The following is a 17916-nucleotide window of genomic DNA, read 5'->3' on the forward strand; positions in this document are numbered from 1 at the left end:
TCCAGCTAAATATCCGTTTAGATTCAAACAGTAATGCTTATCCGAACGGCATTGCGCTTAACTGCGGGCTTTTTATACGTTTTAGGTAGAGCGGCGACGATTAACTGCTAGCGAGTTCTGATAGGGCGTTTTCAATTGCGATGGCTCTGCGTTTCTCTTGTTCTTCTCGAATATCTTTGCCTTTAAAACCATCGGTAATGATCGCTTTTACTTCGACTTGAAGCGCCGCTTGGTAGGCGACTTCAAAGCGCGCTTTTTGAGGGTAAGGCTGATCTTGTAACCCTTTTCGGCCTGCGTGGTCGGCCTGACAGCAAAGTAGTATATCGTCGAGCCTATCTGGCTTACGCCAGACATCGAACTTGTTGAGAACCTTGAGAAAGGTGGTTGGTTTGAGCTCGCCTGCGCGGTGGATATTAGAATGTTGCTCGCACACTAACAACGCAAGGTCTCTGAACTCATTGGGCACTCTCACTCGCTCACACAGTTTCTTGATTATCTTAACACCTGTGTGGCAGTGCATTTTATGGCTTGGCCATTCAGCTTGTGGTGTGACGCCTTTACCTAAGTCATGCACTTGAGCTGCAAAGCGTACCGGTAGCGATGGGCTTAATAGTGCGGCTTGCTGAGCAACCATCAGAGTGTGAATACCCGTGTCGATTTCAGGGTGCCATTTTTCAGGTTGAGGGACGCCAAATAGAGCGTCAATCTCAGGTAATACGACTGCCAATGCACCACACTCTTTCAATACAGAGAGGAACACTTCAGGGTGCGGTGTACTAAGAGACTTATGCCACTCTTGCCAAACTCGCTCTGCAGTAAGGTGTGCCAGCTCACCAGATTGGACGATCTCACTCATCATATCCATGGTTTCAGGTGCAACCGTGAAGTTAAGATGGTGAAGCTTGGCGGCGAAGCGAGCCACACGCAGTACACGAAGAGGGTCTTCAACAAAAGCGTCTGAAACGTGTCTTAAGATACGATCCGAGAGATCTTTCTGGCCATGATAAGGATCGTGAAGTTGGCCTTTATCATCTTGAGCTATAGAGTTGATGGTCAGATCTCGACGCATCAGGTCTTCTTCCAAACTCACGTCTGGCGCGAAGTAACATTCGAAGCCTGTGTAACCAGAGCCTGATTTTCTCTCAGTGCGAGCCAGAGCGTGCTCTTCTTTGGTTTTTGGGTGCAAGAATACCGGGAAATCTTTTCCCACAGCAGTAAAGCCAAGGTTTTCCATCTCTTGAGGGGTACTCCCTACCACGACCCAATCTCTATCATAACTATCAATATTGAGCAGCTTATCGCGCACTGCTCCACCGACTAGATAGCGTTGTAGCCCGTTGTCTTTTGGTAGGCTATCGTAAATTTGCAACTTATCACCTCGAAATGTTTTATCACTGCTGGACTTTACTGCAAGCAATGGTACTTTCCATTAATCGTAATTATAGGGCAGCACATGTATAAGGAATATTTTGGCTTCGTTGAGATGCCATTTTCGATTGTACCAAATTCTCGCTACTTGTTTTTGAGTCAGCGCCATCAAGAAGCGATGCAGAACCTACAAGCCGGTTTAGGCGAGGGTGGGGGCTTTGCGATGCTTACTGGTGAGGTTGGTACAGGGAAAACAACGGTCGCTAAGGCGATGTTGTCTTCATTGGATAGTCATACTCAGGCTGGCCTTATACTTAACCCTACGTTTTCAAATACGGATTTACTAGAAGCTATCTGCGATGAGTTTGAGGTCGAGTACCCAGAACAAGCATCGTTGAAACAGCTCAGTCAGGCTATTCATTATTTTATACTTGATAGCCATGCCGAAGGCATTCAAACCCTATTGGTGATCGATGAAGCCCAACACCTCGCTGCCGATGTGTTGGAGCAGTTACGCCTTCTAACAAACTTGGAAACCGACAATCGTAAGCTGTTAAAAGTACTGTTGGTCGGCCAGCCGGAATTACAACAGCACTTACAAACCACGCAGCTACGTCAGCTAGCACAGCGCATTACTGGTCGTTATCACTTACTGCCTCTTAATACCGAAGAAACGGGCAAGTACATCGCGTTTCGTTTGGAGACGGCGGGTGGCGAGCAGATGTTGTTTTCGAACCGTTCTATCAAGCTGATTGCTCAATATACGCATGGTATTCCAAGGCTCATTAACTTGGTGTGTGATAAAGCACTGCAGTTGGCTTTTCATGACGGTGAGCAGCTACCGAGCAATGAAACGGTTAACCGAGCGTGTCAGCAGGTTATGTCCTTTCAGGCCGATGTGTATCACGTCGAGAAAGCTCTAACTTCTCGTGTCGCGCCTAAGTTATTCCAATACGCAGGGATTGCGACGTTAAGCGTTGGTCTTGCAATAGCGACCTTTAACTTCGCTCCAAGCTATATCAATGCTTGGTTGCCTACGGATGCATCAAATGGAGCAAAGACGGAAGTGTCTGCACAGGCTCAGCGCTTTTTGGTGGCGAATGAACCTCAGTTGGTTGCTGAGCCAAAACCTTCCAAGTTTGCTTTGCCACAAGATATTCAACAGCACTTGATGCAGGGAACCAATCGTTCTCTCGCTATCAAGGACTTGTATACGCTCTGGGGGTATCAGTCTTCACTGCGTGATGGCTTGTGCTTAAGTGAGCCGCAAAGTGTCTTTGTGTGCGAGCAACAACAGTCAAATTTGGATACATTGTTAGAGCTTGGCGTACCCGTGGTCCTTAATCTGGATATCGATCAAGAACCAGTGTTTGCTGTGCTTTATGGTGCGTCTGAGGAGTCTGTCGAGCTCCTCGTTAACGAAAAGCTCTTGGTGATGCCTAAGCGTACCTTAAAGAAAATCTGGCAAGGTGATTATGTCGCGATTTGGAAACAGCCACTCAGAGAGACGCTCAAAGAGGGTTACCAAGGTGAGGCGATTGCACTGCTTGATCTGCTATTGTCTGAAGTTTTGGGTGAAGACGTATCGGGCAGTGATGTATTTGACTATGAGTTAAAAATGAAAATTGAAGCGTTTCAAATGTGGCAAGGGATGTCTGTCGATGGCATTGCAGGTAAGCGCACCTTAGCAAGATTGCAGAGATTAGCTCAACTCGATTCGCCTAAGCTGATGTCACTAGAAGGGGGCGAAAGCTAATGTCACGTATTATGCACGAACTTAAACAGCCGTCTCACAAGCCATCTTCTATTAATCAGCACTCTCTTAGCAAACCAAGCTTCAAAGGCTACCAGAATCATCATGTTCCTAATTCTGCAAAAGGGATGAGCAACAAGCGAGGTTCATCGTTAGCGATGGGGCTACTCTTAATCTTGGTTCCTTCTTTGTTGGTGGGTGGCGTCTTGGCTTATCAATCGTATATCCAACAACAAGAAGCCGTGAACCAAGCTGCCAATGTCGCTCTGCCAGAATTTAAAACTGAATCAGACATTGAGCCTGAAATTGCGGATGCTGATATAGCAAGCATGGATGCCGTGTCTGAGGAAGAAGATGCCTTGTTCACCGTTCGCCCTGCACCGGCGAGCCAACCGTTGAAAGCATTGCCACGCCAAGAGATGTATGCACAGATTGATTCTGGCGCTAATCGTGCAAACACCGCTGGTGGCTCAGCAGTGATCTTCGCTAATGCTGATAACAACACTCAAATGACAGCCAGTTCTGAATCGTCATCCGTTCAGCCAGGCGCGAGTGATGAAACGACTGCTCTGCAATCAAGCACTGATCAGCAATCAAATAGTGACTTACAATCGGACAGTGATCTGCTGCAAGGGCTAGACCTCAGTGAGTTGCCACCTGATTTGGCATTGAAGCTTGAATCCATTATGGGGGAGCAACAAAGCACTCCTGAGCCGATGGACTCTAGACCCGCAGGGCAAAGAGGCTCTCAGGTTATTGAGTTGGAAACGCACACCAATAGCTTATCAGGAGTCCTTCCTAAGTTAGACCTACAAACTCATATGTACTCGAGCAGCGAGACCAAACGTTGGGTAAAAGTGAACGGCCAAGAAGTGGCGCAAGGAGATTGGATTGGACAAGACATTCAATTACTAGAGATTAAGCCACAATCAGTGATCATAGAGTTCAATCAACAGAAGATAGAAATCCCGGCTCTGTACGAGTGGAAAGGTTAGCGATTTCTATACGTATTTAGATAACAGACAAATAAAAAGGAGCACCTCGGTGCTCCTTTTTGATATTCGATACTGAATTTACTGTACCTGATACAAGCGTTAAGTCTACGCCCAACCGTTTGGTGATTTTCTGCGACGAGGCATGATGTGTGGCAGAACAAGGCCTAGAAGTAGACCAATACCCGCAACACCACCACCGTACATGAAGTACTTCAATAGTAGGTCGTCTTTTTGAGTGTCTAGCTTAGCGCGCAGTTCACGGTTCTCTGTTTGAGAACTCGTTAGCTGTTGGCTAATTTCACTGTAGTTCTGTTCTAGTTCAGCAATCTGCTTGTTACGAGAATCTAGAGAGCTTGCTAGGCCAGCTTTTTCGCTGTCAGCACTCTGACGAGCATTCGCTAGCTTGCCTTTAACTTCCGTCAGCTCTTTCTCTAGCTTAGGCATACGCAGTGCCATGCTTTCTTGAGTGCTTACAAACTTGCTTTCAACCCAACCTTTACGGCCACGGTTGTCTTGAATTTGGGTGTAACCCGTACTCTTGTTAGTTTGTAGGAATGTAATCTTTTCACCAGCATCAACACTACCGATGATACGGAATGTGTTGTTTGGGCCAGAATGCATATAAGTAAATAGTTTGTCAGCAATATAACGGTCTTGTGCAAAGGCAGCTGGAGCCGCAAGCATTGCGAACAAAACTAAGCTAATCAGTTTTTTCACAGTAAATCCCTTAACGATTCAAATTGGGTAGGCGTATGAGTCAGCCTCAATCAGCAAATAATATTTAGTTTCTTTATGCGGTGCAACAAAGAAGGGAGGCAAAGCCTCCCTTTCTGTGCGTTTGAGTCAATAATGACATGGCATTTACATATCGTTACTGAAGCTCACACTGTTCTGACGCTAGTATTCACTAACGCAGTCGCGATTACATAGTAAACGCAGCTTGAATTCCGTAGAAGAACACAACAGCAAGTAGAGCACCTGCAGGTAGTGTCACAATCCAAGAAGCCACGATATTACGTACAACGCCTAAGTTTAGTGCTGCGATACCACGAGCAAAACCAACACCTAAAACAGCACCAACGAGTGTTTGTGTAGTAGAGATTGGAAGGCCAGTACCTGAAGCTAGTACAACCGTACATGCAGTTGCAAGTTGTGCAGCAAAGCCACGGCTTGGTGTTAGTTCTGTAATACCAGTACCAACGGTTGCCATTACTTTATGACCCATTGTTGCAAGACCAACAACGATACCGAATCCACCTAGAGGAAGAATCCACCATGCGATAGTACTCTTACCTGTGATTTCACCCATGTGCTCAACGGTTGATACAACAGCAGACAGTGGACCAATCGCGTTCGCAACGTCGTTTGAACCGTGTGCAAATGCCATCGCACAAGCTGTGATAACCATGAGTACAGAGAAGATGCCTTCAACACCTGCAAAGCCGTGGTCTTCTTCGCGGTTAGCGAATTTCTTCTGGATGTATAGGTAACCGCCGATCATTACAAGCGCAGAAACGCCAGCAGCCCAAACCCATGCTTCAGTGTTGCTTAGGTGAAGACCAACGTGCTTAAGGCCTTTCTTGATGGTTACAAGTGCAATTACCATTGTTGTAATGAACATGTATACCGGTACAAAGCGTTTCGCGTTAAATAGCGGGTTCTCTGTATCAAAAATCAGTCGTTGAGCACTTACAAATATGACGTAAGCGAAGAAACCGGAAATAACGGGTGTGATAATCCAACTACCCACAATACCTTGAACACTGTTCCAGTCTACAGCTTCAGTACCTACAGAAATACACGCAAAACCGATGATTGCACCGATGATTGAGTGAGTCGTAGAAACCGGCCAGCCCATGTAAGAAGCGAGAAGTAGCCATGTACCAGCAGCAAGAAGTGCTGACATCATGCCGTACACAAGTACATCTGGTTGATGAGCGAATAGAGACGTTTCGATAACACCTTTACGGATCGTGTCTGTTACTTCGCCGCCCGCAAGGTAAGCACCTGCGAATTCAAAGATCATTGCGATAATGATCGCTTGTTTAACGGTTAAAGCTTTAGAGCCTACTGAGGTGCCCATTGCGTTCGCAACGTCATTTGCACCAATACCAATAGCCATCAAGAAACCGAAAGCTGCTGCAACAATAATCAGGACAGTGCCGTAGTTAGCAAGGATATCCATCGTAATACCTAGTTGTTTGATAACAAGCGGAACAAATTTAGACGCAAAAAACCGCTCAGCGAGAGGAATACTCAGCGCATAAGTGGTTTGTTCAAAAAATGCTCTTCGTTATATGGTTAACGTATGATTTAAGATCGAGAAAGCATTACTTCAAGACGAGCGCCTACACGCTGTGCTTGATCTGCAATACCACCAACCCATTCAAGAATTTTGTATAAGAACATGATATCAACTGGATTCAGATCGCCTTCAATTGCCATTAGTTGTTGGCGTAGTTCGATCTGCATCGCATCCGTGTCATCTTCAATTACATCTAATTGATGAATCATTTCGGCAACGAGTGTTACTTCACGGCCTTTAAAGCCAGTCTCAAGTAATTCGTCTAATTCATTGATTACGTTTTGTGCTTGGTTCGCTGCATCTAGACAACGTTTAACGTAAGCGATGAAGTTTTCTTGCATAGGAGCAGGAATGACAAGTTGACGACCATATACACGGCCAGCAATGTCTTTCGCTAGGTTTGCGAGTTTGTCTTGTTGAGTTAATAGCTCCAACATATCGGTGCGATCAACTGGCATAAACAAACCACGAGGAAGTTTAAGGCGAATTTCACGTTTTAGTACGTCAGCTTCTTTCTCAAGGTGAGAAATTTGAGCTCGAATTTCTGATGCTTTTTCCCAGTCACCTTTTGAAGAAACTTCAAAGAAATTAACTAGGTGAGAACAACATTCGTTCACGCATACTACGTGACGCTGCAAAGGTTTAATTGGGGACTTTGCAAATAACCCCATAATTGTATTTACTGGCATGGTCATCCAACCTAATAAATAATAACCTTAAAACAACATACACCATATTCATGGTGAAATGTTAAGCGATGGCTACAAAGTCGCGCATGTTAACCTAATCAATCTCTCATTAAAACTGTTTTAGATCATCATAAGGGCGATATTTCTGACTTGCCGACTTTTCAAATTGGCAATATCCTGTCCCTATCTTCACAGAAAGGTATAACTATGGAAACCGAGATAGAACTGAAGTTTTTTGTTTCTCCTGAATTTTCAGAGACTTTACGCAATAAAATTGCTGAAACTAAAGTACTTCAGCACAGTTGTCGTGAGCTAGGTAACATCTACTTTGACACCGCTGACAACTGGCTACGTAAGCACGATACAGGCTTACGCATTCGACGCTTTGATGACGTATTTGTACAAACCGTAAAGACTGCTGGTCGTGTGGTTGCTGGCCTGCATCAAAGGCCTGAATACAATGCAGAACACGACAGCAACGAACCTAAGCTAGCCCTGCACCCAGAGGATATCTGGCCAACAGGTAAAGACATCGAAACGTTGCAAGCTGAGCTGACTCCTCTGTTCTCTACCAACTTCACGCGTGAGCAGTGGTTGATTGGTATGCCTGATGGTAGCCAAGTCGAGGTCGCATTCGATCAAGGCTTTGTTGAATCAGGCGACCTGCAAGAACCGATTTGCGAAGTCGAATTGGAACTTAAATCCGGTCAAACGGATGCGCTATTTACATTGTCTCGCCAATTCTGCGAACAAGGTGGCATGCGTTTGGGTAACCTAAGTAAAGCAGCTAAGGGTTACCGTCTTGCTCAAGGTTATCAAGGAGATGAAGTTACTCCTTTGACCTTAGTTGATACTGACAAAAGTGATACCGTTGAATCGTGTTTTATTCAATCTTTAGAGCATGCTCTCGCTCATTGGCATTATCACGAGCAGATTTTCACAGAGCGTCAATCGATTGAAGCTTTGCATGAGATCAGTCACTCGCTGAGTTTTATTCGCCAAACTTTCACTATCTATGGCGGCATTGTCCCTAGACGAGCAAGTGCGATTTTACGTCAAGAGTTGAAGTGGCTTGAGCAAGAGCTCGACTGGCTGAAAAGCTATGATCACTTCGAAGACTTGCTGGAAGATAAAGGCCATGTACTACGTAAACTCGATGCGCGTAAGTTCTTAGTCGCTGAGCTTAAAGAGATGCAAGAGCAACTGCCAGATCGTGAAGATCTGCTTACCTTGCTGAGTTCTGCTCGATACACTGGGTTATTATTAGATCTGAGCCGTTGGATCTTGTCTCGTGGCTGGCAACCTTTCTTAGATGAAAAAGCACGTGAGCAAATGGCTCGTGGTATCGAATGGTTTTCCGTGCAGCAACTCGATCGCACATGGGCCGATTTGATGGAAGCTTTCCCGCCAGAGCGAGTGATGACTAGCCAAGCGTATATTGATCAGCAATACCGTTTGATGCGTAATCTGTATTCTGGCGTTGGTTTCGCGAGTTTGTATGATGACGATGAACGAAACAGCTTCCGCTTGCCATGGGCCGATATGGTGCAAGGCATTGATGACTTGCTGGCACTTAAAACATTAGAGCCTTTGACTGAGAAGCTGGAAGGCGATGAGAAGCTTCAGCTAGAGCGTTGGTTAGCTCGTCAAGAAGTGTCCATTCTGCATGCGATGGAACAGACACGCCAAATCAGTGTTGAGGTTGAGCCATACTGGCAAGACTAAACTCGATACCTGTATCAATAGAAGTATGAATTTGAAAATAGGGCTCGGGCCCTATTTTTTTGTTTGTTGCTCAAGTTTTTCGAGTCGCTCTAAGATTTTCTGTTGCTGCTCGATGATCTTCTCAAGGTGTTTCTCTTTGTTTTCCGCTCGTTGATTCTCATGATGAGTTGGGGAGGTGATCAAAGAAGTAATCAAGCCTGAAATCATACCAAACACACCGACACCACAGATGATCACCATTGAAGCCACTAACTGACCGGAAGTTGTCACTGGGTAATGGTCGCCATAACCCACAGTACTGATGGTCACAAACGCCCACCATAAAGCATCATGACCTGTAGTGATGTTGGCGTTCGGATCTTTGTGTTCCAATAGCAGGATCGTGCCAGCACCGATAGTCAGTAAGATCACCAAAAGCAGAATGATGGAAGCGAAAGTGGTCTCTTTCCTATTACGAAATAACTCTCTGAAAATACGTTTACTTGAACGCAGAACTAAGATGACTCGCAGAATTTGAAAAATACGGGCGAAACGAAGAGGCTCGATCATTGGGATACTTGCTAAGAAATCGATCCAGTGTACTTTTAGAAATTCTTTTTTGTTTTGTGATCTAAATAGATCAATTGTGAGCTGAAAAAGAAAAACACTACAGATTATAAAATCGAGGCCGATAAGGACTTGTTTCGATTCTTTATCGATCGGTACGAACAATAAGCCTGAGATCACAAATAACGCTAAGAAAGAGAGAATCAGTGACAATAAGCTCATCGGCTTGGTGGCGTCTTTGGTATTATTCAACATTCATACGAGGCTCAAAATAAATCGCGAACTTTGACTGACATAGCCACCTCGCGGATATAGAAGCCATCAATATATAAGAATTAATGGAGAACTGACAATGACTAAACTGTCATTCAAGCCGTGGGAAAGGATAATCTCTGACGTTCGTCTCGTTCCAAAAATGGTCATGTTGATGATATTCAGCACTATCTTGATCATTTCGAAGCAGCTATGGGACGCAAGTACGTTTTACGATTCATTGCTTGCTGTAACGAACAATGCGCAAGTCGCACAACAGCATTACGAGACTTACCTAGTTCAAGTGGCTTGGCAAACAGCCTTGATGATCATTGTGTTTGTGGTTCTTCTGTTAGCAGCGGCGCGCGTTATGCTGCGCCAGACTCAATACCTTAATGACGCCATTAAAACCATGGCAGATAAGAACTTATCAGTGCCGATTCAAATGGATTGTAAAGATGAATACGGCGATGTGGCACGCGAACTTGAAAAAACTCGCGTCCAACTGAACGACATGATCAAAACTCAGGTGGCCTCTTCTGATGAGCTGTTTGCTCTGACGGAAGTGATGACCATCAGCATGTCTGAAACCAAAGAGTCAGCTCAAGAAGAGTTCAACGAGATCGATCAACTGGCAACAGCAATGAGTGAGATGACGTCGACGGTGCAAACTGTCGCTGAGCATGCACAAAGCGCTTCGTCATTGACTGAACAGGCATCAGGCCAAGCTCTTACTGGTCAGAAGTTCGTTCAAGGGTCAGTGTCTAAGATGAGTGAGCTATCTTCAGATATCGCAGCATCTGCAGCAGCGGTAAACCAAGTAGAAGAACGCGTTGACTCAATTGGCAGTGTGGTTGGTACTATCCAAGGCATTTCAGAACAGACAAACCTACTAGCATTGAACGCTGCAATTGAAGCGGCACGTGCCGGTGAAGCGGGTCGTGGTTTTGCGGTTGTTGCTGATGAGGTTCGTAACCTTGCACGGCGCACTCAGCAAGCGACGGTAGAGATTCAAGACATGATCAGTCATCTACAAAGCAGCGCTAACTCTGCGGTAGAACTGATGGAGAAGAGTGTTGTTGAAGCGGCTGAAGGTGTTGATCTGGTGACTAACGCGGGAAGTGAGCTTGACGGCATTGTAAGCCAAGTCAATCAAATCAATGATATGAACTTCCAGATCGCGACCGCTGCAGGCCAACAGAGCAGTGTTGCTGAAGAGATGAGCGTCAACCTGACCAATGTACGCGAGCTTGTTGAAGCTTCAGTTGTGGTGGTTGGTGAACTGCTCGAGACCTCTCAGCTTATGGAAAGTAACGCGCAAGAACTCGACGGTAAGATTAAGCAATTTAAGGTTTAGTCCTCAGCACCCAATCTTCATCCGTCAAAGGCTAATTCCCAGAGACTGTTTCTCGGTTGTAAGCTCAACCAGATAAGTTAATCGATAAAACGCCCACATTGCTAATGTGGGCGTTTTTTATTGGCGTAACTTTGGTATAACTTATCTTTAGTTATGAAAACTCGTTATTGAAGAACTGAATCGATAAACCGATTGTTCGGCGCGCAGCTTATACAAGGAAGAAACATGCCATTGCCTTCTCAACTCATCACTCACTCCCAGTCTGCTTTTGAGCAATTATTAGAGCATCAAAGTGAAGCCATCAATACTTGGTCTGAGCCACTGACTGAAGATCTTAAACGTGTACTCGGTTTAAGCTGTTTTATTGGTGATTGCCTGCAGCGTGATACGGTTTTATGTGGTGACTTACCTAATATGTTGGCATGCGAAGAACGCGCTGAAGGATACCGAGAACGCTTGGCTGAATTACTTTCTAGTTGCACCGATGAAATGAGCGGTCAGCGCGTGCTGCGTCAATTCCGAAATCGAGAAATGACCTACATTGCTTGGCGTGATTTTATGGGTTCGTGGGAGCTAGAGCAGAGCCTAAATCATCTATCGATGTTGGCTGAGGCGATGATCTTCGAAACCTACCAATGGCAGTACGATATTTGTTGTAAAGAGTGGGGCACACCTTGTAATGAACAAGGCGAAGCACAGCCGATGTTGATCATTGGTATGGGCAAGCTAGGGGGCGGTGAGCTTAACTTCTCTTCCGATATCGATCTGATCTTCACCTACCCAGAGAATGGTGAAACCCAAGGTGCAAGACGCAGCATTGCCAATGCGCAGTTCTTTACACGTCTCGGGCAACGTATTATTAAGGCGCTTGATCAGCAAACCTTCGATGGATTCTGTTATCGAGTAGACATGCGCCTGCGTCCATTCGGTGAGAGTGGTCCACTGGTCATGAGTTACGCTGCGCTAGAAGATTACTATCAAGAACAAGGTCGCGATTGGGAACGCTACGCTATGGTCAAAGCGCGTGTGATGGGCAGTGAGATGTACCCTGAGTATCAAGAGCTTCGCCAAATGCTACGCCCGTTTGTGTTCCGCCGTTATATTGATTTTAGTGCGATTCAATCTCTGCGCCGAATGAAGTCTATGATCAGCAGCGAAGTGCGTCGTCGTGGTCTCTCGAACAACATCAAGCTTGGCTCTGGTGGTATTCGTGAAGTTGAGTTTATCGCACAAGTCTTCCAATTGATTCGTGGTGGACGCGAGCCTAGCTTACGCGGTCGAGGGTTACTCGAAACCTTAAGTGCGATTGAATCCCTTCATCTGCTAGAGTCTGAAGAGGTGGGGCACCTACGTGAAGCTTATCTGTTTTTGCGTCGCCTTGAGAACCTGTTACAAGCCATGGCTGATAAGCAAACTCAAACCTTACCTGACGGTGAATTCGAACAACTGCAGCTTGCGGTTGCCATGCAATTTTCCGATTGGGATAGCTTGATTGTGGCAACTCGCGCCCATATGGCGAATGTACATACCGTGTTCGAAGACCTAATTGGCGTTGATGAAGATGACGCTAATCCGATCGCGAGCCACTTTAGCGAGTTGTGGGATATGGCCCATAAACCCGATGTAATTGAGCACGTGTTGGAACACGACATTGCGGTCGCGAGCCCGCCTGATGCGGCGAAAACGATCATTCAGTTTAAAGCCGATTTGGCTAAAAAGACTCTTGGCCCTCGTGGGCGGGAAGTCCTCAATCGACTGATGCCGAAAGTGTTTCAAGCGCTGTACACCGCTAAGGATGCCGAGTTTGGTTTGTCGCGAGTACTGCATCTGCTGCATAAAATCGTTACGCGTACCACTTACCTTGAACTACTAGATGTACACCCTGCCGCGTTGACTCAGCTAGTTCGCCTGTGTACGGCAAGCCCGATGATTTCGGAGCAGTTGGGTCGTTATCCAATTCTGTTAGATGAACTTATCGACCCTCAGCAACTCTACAATCCCGTGCATTTAGAGTCTTACAAGACCGAGTTGCGTGATTATCTAGCCCGTATCCCTGAAGATGATATGGAGCAACAGATGGAAGGTCTGCGTCAGTTTAAGCAGACCTGTATATTGAGAATTGCAGCCGCGGATATAGCGGGTGCTCTACCTGTCATGAAGGTCAGTGATCACCTGACCTACTTAGCAGAAGCCATTGTGGAGGCGGGGGTCAATCAAGCTTGGTTACAAGTATCCGCCAAGTTTGGTGAACCGACCCATGTTAAAGATCGCGAAGGTCGCGGTTTTGCTGTCGTTGGTTATGGCAAAGTCGGTGGTTGGGAGCTTGGTTATAACTCCGATCTCGATATCGTGTTCATGCACGACTGCCCGGTACACATCTATACTGATGGAAAGAAAGAGATCGATGGACGCCAATTCTACTTAAGATTAGCGCAGCGTATTATTCATATTTTCTCGACCAGAACTGCTTCTGGCATTTTGTACGAAGTCGACACTCGTCTACGCCCCTCAGGTGCATCTGGCCTGTTAGTGAGTCCAACCGATGCCTTTGACGAGTATCAGCACAATGACGCGTGGACATGGGAGCACCAGGCTCTCACTCGTGCTCGTATGATTTACGGTGATGACTTATTGGTATCTGCGTTTAACAAAACTAGGCATGAGGTTTTGTGCTTGCCACGAGATGAGGCAACACTCAAAAAGTCAGTTGTGGATATGCGTGAAAAAATGCGTGGCCATTTAGGCGGTAAAAAAGCCGATCGATTCATGCTTAAACAAGATGCGGGCGGTATTACTGATATTGAGTTCTTGGCGCAATACTTAGTGCTTAGATACAGCAATGAGAAGCCAAAGCTTACTCGTTGGTGTGACAATGTACGAATCTTCGAAAGCTTGTTGTCACAAGGGATTATGGACGAGCAGCAAGGTATGGCATTAACCCATGCTTATACAACATTAAGAGATGAAATCCACCACCGTAATCTACTTAATCTTGATGCGGATGTGGCGATTGAAAAGTTTGAAATGGAAAGAGAACATGTTGTTCAAGCATGGAAGCAGTGGATGGAAGCATAACCCAGTCATACAGTAATGACGGATGTACCTATCTTGATAGGCTTTTACTCATTTATCTATAGTTTAGCCTCTGTAATCAGTGTGCTAGACTCTAGCCAGATTCGATTTTTGGAGATCCATAATGAAACCAATTCTACCTGACTACAGCCAATCAGGCGTTCTTGTTGTCGGTGACGTAATGCTTGACCGTTACTGGTATGGCCCAACTGGCCGTATTTCACCAGAAGCGCCTGTACCCGTTGTAAAAGTAGAAAATAACGAAGAGCGTCCTGGTGGTGCAGCCAACGTAGCAATGAATATTGCCTCTCTTGGTGGCCATGCTCATATCGTTGGTTTGACCGGTAAAGATGAGCCTGCTGAGGTGTTAAAAAATACCTTAGGCGCACTAAAGGTTAAATGTGATTTCGTTGAGTTAGAAGATTACCCAACCATTACTAAACTGCGAGTGATGAGCCGTGGTCAGCAGCTAATTCGCCTTGATTTTGAAGATAAATTTGAGAATACAGATCCTGAGCTGGTTTTATCTCGTATGGAGCAAGCGCTTCCAAATGTGCGCTCGGTAATTCTATCTGATTACGCAAAAGGTGCGTTGGAGCACGTGCAGAGCTTTATCCAAAAAGCGCGCGCAGCAAAAGTTCCTGTGTTTATCGACCCGAAAGGCGCAGACTTTGAACGCTACCGTGGAGCAACGTTGCTTACACCAAACATGGCTGAGTTCGAGTTGGTGGCTGGCAAAGTAAAATCTGAAGAAGAAATGATCGAAAAAGGACTCGCGTTAATCGAAGAGTTTGATTTCGAGGCTTTGTTGGTAACGCGCAGCGAACATGGTATGACTTTGCTTCGCAAAGGTTTGGAACCATTCCACTTGCCGACTCAAGCTAAAGAAGTGTATGACGTGACAGGTGCGGGTGATACGGTTATCTCGGTACTGGCAGCTTCCGTTGCTGCTGGTAAGCCACTGGATGAGGCGTGTGCACTGGCGAACGCTGCTGCGGGTGTGGTAGTAGGTAAGCTTGGTACATCTACACTGTCTACGATTGAGTTAGCGGAAGCGATTCACGGTAGTCAAGACACAGACTACGGTGTTATCTCTGAAGCGGCACTGGTTGAAGCGGTGAAGCGTGCTCGTGCGAAAGGCGAGAAAGTGGTGATGACCAATGGCTGCTTTGATATTCTGCATGCTGGTCATGTTTCTTACATGAACCATGCGGCTGAGTTGGGCGATCGTTTGATCGTTGCGGTGAATACTGACGAATCAGTGAAACGCTTGAAAGGCCCTGGTCGCCCTGTGAACCCAACTGATCGTCGTATGGCGGTATTGGCTGGCTTAGGTGCAGTTGATTGGGTTGTGCCATTCTCTGAAGATACCCCTCAACGTTTAATCTCTGAGGTACTGCCAAGCATTCTTGTGAAAGGTGGTGATTACAAGCCTGAAGAGATTGCTGGTGGTGCGGAAGTGATTGCTGCTGGTGGTGAAGTGAAAGTACTTAACTTTGAAGATGGTTGCTCTACCACTGAAATCATTAAAGCGATTAAAGGTGGTCGAGGCTAGTTTTTAGTTTCTAGTTTTTGGCGTTAAGCTTTTAGTTAGGCAGTAAATCTCGCTTTAATCGATAATAAAAATGCCGCTCAATGAGCGGCATTTTTGTAACGGTAACTTGAGTAATTAAGAGTTACTTACTTGCTACTTTTAGACCTGCGTTTACATCAACAATGTCTTGTTCGCTTAGCGTACCAACTGCTTGACGAAGCTGAAGTACACTTAGGATGTAGTTGTAACGAGCATCTGAAAGATTTTTGTTCGCATCGTATAGACGACGAGTCGAGTCTAGTACGTCAACGATAGTACGAGTACCTACATCAAAACCAGCTTCTGTTGCTTCTAAAGCAGACTGAGCAGAAACTACAGACTGTTCGTAAGCGCGTAGAGCACCGATCGAAGCACTGATGTTGTTGTTGTATGCACGTACGTCTTTTACAACGCTACGGTAAGTCGCTTCTAGATCTTCACTTGCTGCAACGTAGTTGTATTCAGCCTGTTTAGTCAAAGAAGTTGTGCTACCACCCGTGTATAGAGGTACAACTAAGTTCAAACCGATGTTTAGGTTATCAGAGTCGTAATCATTTGTGCTGTTAGAACTGTCGGTCTGTTCTGCAAGACCGTAGCTACCATCTAACGTTAAGCTTGGTAGGTGACCAGAGCTCGCTAGAGATATGTTATCTTTTGCTACGTCTTGAGAGATACGTGCAGCCAATAAGCTAAGGTTCTTTTGTTCTGCTTGTTCAACAAGTGCAACAGCAGACTCAGAAGATTTGCTTGCTGAGAAACGATCAGTATCTAGGATGCTTAGGTTAGAGTGTTCCTGACCTGTAATCTCACGTAGACCTTCGTAGCTATTTGTTAGGTCGTTCTCTGCAAGAACTTCATCAGCCAAAACGCCATCGTACTGAGCTTGTGCATCGTGTACATCGGTGATTGCTGAAAGACCAACTTCAAAACGTTGCTTAGTTTGTTCTAGTTGACGAGCAACCGCTGCTTTTTCTGCACGAACAAACTCTAGGTTATCTTGAGCTCTAAGTACTTCGAAGTATGCTGTTGCAACACGAAGGATCAAAGCTTGTTGTTCTGCCGCGTAAGCTGAATCAGATTGACGAGCAGTTTTCTCTGCCGTGTCTAGAGTGATCCAAGAAGAACGCTGGTAAAGCTCTTGACTGAAACCAATTCCAACACCCCATTGGTTGTTGTCATTACTTGCGTCTTTATAGTCACCACGATTAATGTCGTAGTTCGCAGTCAAATTGATTTGCGGTAACAAAGAGCTACGGCTTGACGTTACTGCTTCAAAAGCGGCATCGCGTTGCGCTGCTGAACGAAGAAGTTGTGGATCGTTCTGTTTTGCTTGGTCGTAAACTTCAGCTAGCGTATCAGCAAAAGCTGACGAACTCAGGCTGCCAATTGCTGCACTGATAAATAGTGGAAGCAGTTTTTTCATTTTCCTATTCCTGCCTTTTATGGAATTTTCTTTAGAAGAGTTTAACCCAGTTTGGTGGTAATTTACTCGAAACTTTGCACTTTTTTACAGTTAACTGTCCACTTGTGCAATATTTATTTTTTTAAAACTTAACTTTAATTATAAATTTTATATAAAAAGTTGAACCTTATCCTTGGTAGTTAACTCGGACAATGAGTAAACTATAAAGATCACTTAGTGAGGTGCCAAATGCAACAGTATGACAATCAACGACATGAGTTTACTCCGCAAGATGTGGAAATAGTCTCAAAAGAGACGCTGTTTCGTGGTTTTTTCAAAATGGTTAAGTACACATTTAAACATAGACTGTTTGAGGGTGGCTGGAGCCAACCAATAGAGCGTGAGATGTTTGAGCGTGGACATGCTGCCGCTTTGCTACCTTATGATCCTGTGCGTGACGAAGTAGTGATCGTCGAGCAGATTCGTGTCGGTGCTCTAGAGCATGAGAACCCATGGCAATACGAAATTGTTGCTGGGATCATTGATACCGATGAATCACCGCAAGATGTCGCTCGTCGTGAAGCAATGGAAGAAGCTGGAGTCGAAGTCGGATCTGTATTGCCGATTACTTCGTATTACCCTTCATCTGGCGGTTGCTCAGAAAAGCTCGATGTCTTTGTTGGCTGTGTTGATGCAACGACAGCCAAAGGGGTACACGGATTGGACTACGAAGGTGAAGACATTCGTGTGCAAGTGATGAGTCGTGAAGCGGCTTATCAGTTGGTAAAAGACGGTGTGTTTGAAAATGGTGCCACGATCATTGCGCTACAGTGGCTACAATTGAACTACCAAGAATTACAGTCAGAGTGGATAGATTAA

General features: G+C 45.5%; 13 protein-coding genes. 7 read left to right on the plus strand and 6 right to left on the minus strand.

Annotated features, from left to right (window positions below; genetic code table 11):
* Positions 1-100 precede the first annotated feature (100 nt).
* Positions 101-1417 (minus strand): multifunctional CCA addition/repair protein, encoded by a 1317-nt coding sequence (locus tag ACED46_RS09785; protein WP_371721359.1) that lies wholly within the window; start codon positions 1415-1417, stop codon positions 101-103.
* Positions 1418-1453: 36 nt separating this feature from the next.
* On the opposite strand from ACED46_RS09785, the gene ACED46_RS09790 reads away from it, so the two are divergent.
* Positions 1454-3124, plus strand: coding sequence for an AAA family ATPase (locus ACED46_RS09790; RefSeq protein WP_371721360.1), 1671 nt, complete (start codon positions 1454-1456; stop codon positions 3122-3124).
* Entirely contained in the window at positions 3124-4116 is a 993-nt protein-coding gene (locus ACED46_RS09795; RefSeq protein WP_017062918.1) for a general secretion pathway protein GspB, read from the plus strand. The genes ACED46_RS09790 and ACED46_RS09795 overlap by 1 nt, the downstream gene beginning before the upstream one ends.
* 105 nt (positions 4117-4221) lie before the next feature.
* Here ACED46_RS09795 and ACED46_RS09800 read toward each other — a convergent pair whose 3' ends face one another.
* The 3 genes from ACED46_RS09800 to ACED46_RS09810 form a co-directional block, all read right to left on the minus strand.
* A complete protein-coding gene (locus ACED46_RS09800) occupies positions 4222-4833 on the minus strand; it encodes a TIGR04211 family SH3 domain-containing protein (protein WP_017062917.1) in 612 nt (203 codons plus the stop codon).
* Between the two features lie 205 nt (positions 4834-5038).
* A complete protein-coding gene (locus ACED46_RS09805; RefSeq protein ID WP_017061418.1) occupies positions 5039-6301 on the minus strand; it encodes an inorganic phosphate transporter in 1263 nt (420 codons plus the stop codon).
* Positions 6302-6429: 128 nt separating this feature from the next.
* Positions 6430-7110 carry a TIGR00153 family protein gene (locus ACED46_RS09810; RefSeq protein ID WP_010434644.1) on the minus strand — a complete coding sequence of 227 codons (681 nt, stop codon included), beginning with the start codon at positions 7108-7110 and terminating at the stop codon, positions 6430-6432.
* Positions 7111-7317: 207 nt separating this feature from the next.
* On the opposite strand from ACED46_RS09810, the gene ACED46_RS09815 reads away from it, so the two are divergent.
* The gene (locus tag ACED46_RS09815) at positions 7318-8835 is read left to right on the plus strand and encodes an inorganic triphosphatase (protein ID WP_102321462.1); all 1518 of its coding nucleotides are present in this window, start codon (positions 7318-7320) and stop codon (positions 8833-8835) included.
* 51 nt (positions 8836-8886) lie between these two features.
* Here the strand turns inward: ACED46_RS09815 and ACED46_RS09820 are convergent, their stop codons facing one another.
* Positions 8887-9636 (minus strand): potassium channel family protein, encoded by a 750-nt coding sequence (locus ACED46_RS09820; protein WP_102321461.1) that lies wholly within the window; start codon positions 9634-9636, stop codon positions 8887-8889.
* Between the two features lie 97 nt (positions 9637-9733).
* Between ACED46_RS09820 and ACED46_RS09825 the strand changes: the two genes are divergently transcribed.
* From ACED46_RS09825 to hldE, 3 genes are all read left to right on the plus strand, one after another.
* Positions 9734-10990 carry a methyl-accepting chemotaxis protein gene (locus ACED46_RS09825; protein ID WP_371721361.1) on the plus strand — a complete coding sequence of 419 codons (1257 nt, stop codon included), beginning with the start codon at positions 9734-9736 and terminating at the stop codon, positions 10988-10990.
* Between the two features lie 225 nt (positions 10991-11215).
* Positions 11216-14065, plus strand: a complete 2850-nt coding sequence (gene glnE, locus ACED46_RS09830) for a bifunctional [glutamate--ammonia ligase]-adenylyl-L-tyrosine phosphorylase/[glutamate--ammonia-ligase] adenylyltransferase (protein WP_371721362.1) — start codon at positions 11216-11218, stop codon at positions 14063-14065.
* Positions 14066-14186: 121 nt separating this feature from the next.
* Positions 14187-15617, plus strand: coding sequence for a bifunctional D-glycero-beta-D-manno-heptose-7-phosphate kinase/D-glycero-beta-D-manno-heptose 1-phosphate adenylyltransferase HldE (gene hldE, locus ACED46_RS09835; RefSeq protein ID WP_017061423.1), 1431 nt, complete (start codon positions 14187-14189; stop codon positions 15615-15617).
* 121 nt (positions 15618-15738) lie between these two features.
* On the opposite strand, the gene tolC is transcribed toward hldE, so the two are convergent.
* Positions 15739-17058, minus strand: coding sequence for an outer membrane channel protein TolC (tolC, locus tag ACED46_RS09840; RefSeq protein ID WP_371721363.1), 1320 nt, complete (start codon positions 17056-17058; stop codon positions 15739-15741).
* 228 nt (positions 17059-17286) lie between these two features.
* Here tolC and nudF point away from each other — a divergent pair, with 228 nt between their 5' ends.
* Positions 17287-17916 carry an ADP-ribose diphosphatase gene (gene nudF / locus ACED46_RS09845; RefSeq protein ID WP_017061425.1) on the plus strand — a complete coding sequence of 210 codons (630 nt, stop codon included), beginning with the start codon at positions 17287-17289 and terminating at the stop codon, positions 17914-17916.

This window comes from Vibrio sp. 1S139 (assembly GCF_041439475.1).
In the GTDB taxonomy this organism is placed as follows: domain Bacteria; phylum Pseudomonadota; class Gammaproteobacteria; order Enterobacterales; family Vibrionaceae; genus Vibrio; species Vibrio crassostreae_C.

Excerpts from the sequence above, each read along its gene's own strand:
- ACED46_RS09790 (WP_371721360.1), top strand. The coding sequence starts at position 1,454 with ATGTATAAGGAATATTTTGGCTTCGTTGAGATGCCATTTTCGATTGTA.
- ACED46_RS09825 (WP_371721361.1), top strand. The coding sequence starts at position 9,734 with ATGACTAAACTGTCATTCAAGCCGTGGGAAAGGATAATCTCTGACGTT.
- ACED46_RS09795 (WP_017062918.1), top strand. The coding sequence starts at position 3,124 with ATGTCACGTATTATGCACGAACTTAAACAGCCGTCTCACAAGCCATCT.
- ACED46_RS09805 (WP_017061418.1), bottom strand. The coding sequence starts at position 6,301 with ATGGATATCCTTGCTAACTACGGCACTGTCCTGATTATTGTTGCAGCA.
- ACED46_RS09820 (WP_102321461.1), bottom strand. The coding sequence starts at position 9,636 with ATGTTGAATAATACCAAAGACGCCACCAAGCCGATGAGCTTATTGTCA.
- ACED46_RS09815 (WP_102321462.1), top strand. The coding sequence starts at position 7,318 with ATGGAAACCGAGATAGAACTGAAGTTTTTTGTTTCTCCTGAATTTTCA.
- glnE (WP_371721362.1), top strand. The coding sequence starts at position 11,216 with ATGCCATTGCCTTCTCAACTCATCACTCACTCCCAGTCTGCTTTTGAG.
- ACED46_RS09810 (WP_010434644.1), bottom strand. The coding sequence starts at position 7,110 with ATGCCAGTAAATACAATTATGGGGTTATTTGCAAAGTCCCCAATTAAA.
- hldE (WP_017061423.1), top strand. The coding sequence starts at position 14,187 with ATGAAACCAATTCTACCTGACTACAGCCAATCAGGCGTTCTTGTTGTC.
- tolC (WP_371721363.1), bottom strand. The coding sequence starts at position 17,058 with ATGAAAAAACTGCTTCCACTATTTATCAGTGCAGCAATTGGCAGCCTG.
- nudF (WP_017061425.1), top strand. The coding sequence starts at position 17,287 with ATGCAACAGTATGACAATCAACGACATGAGTTTACTCCGCAAGATGTG.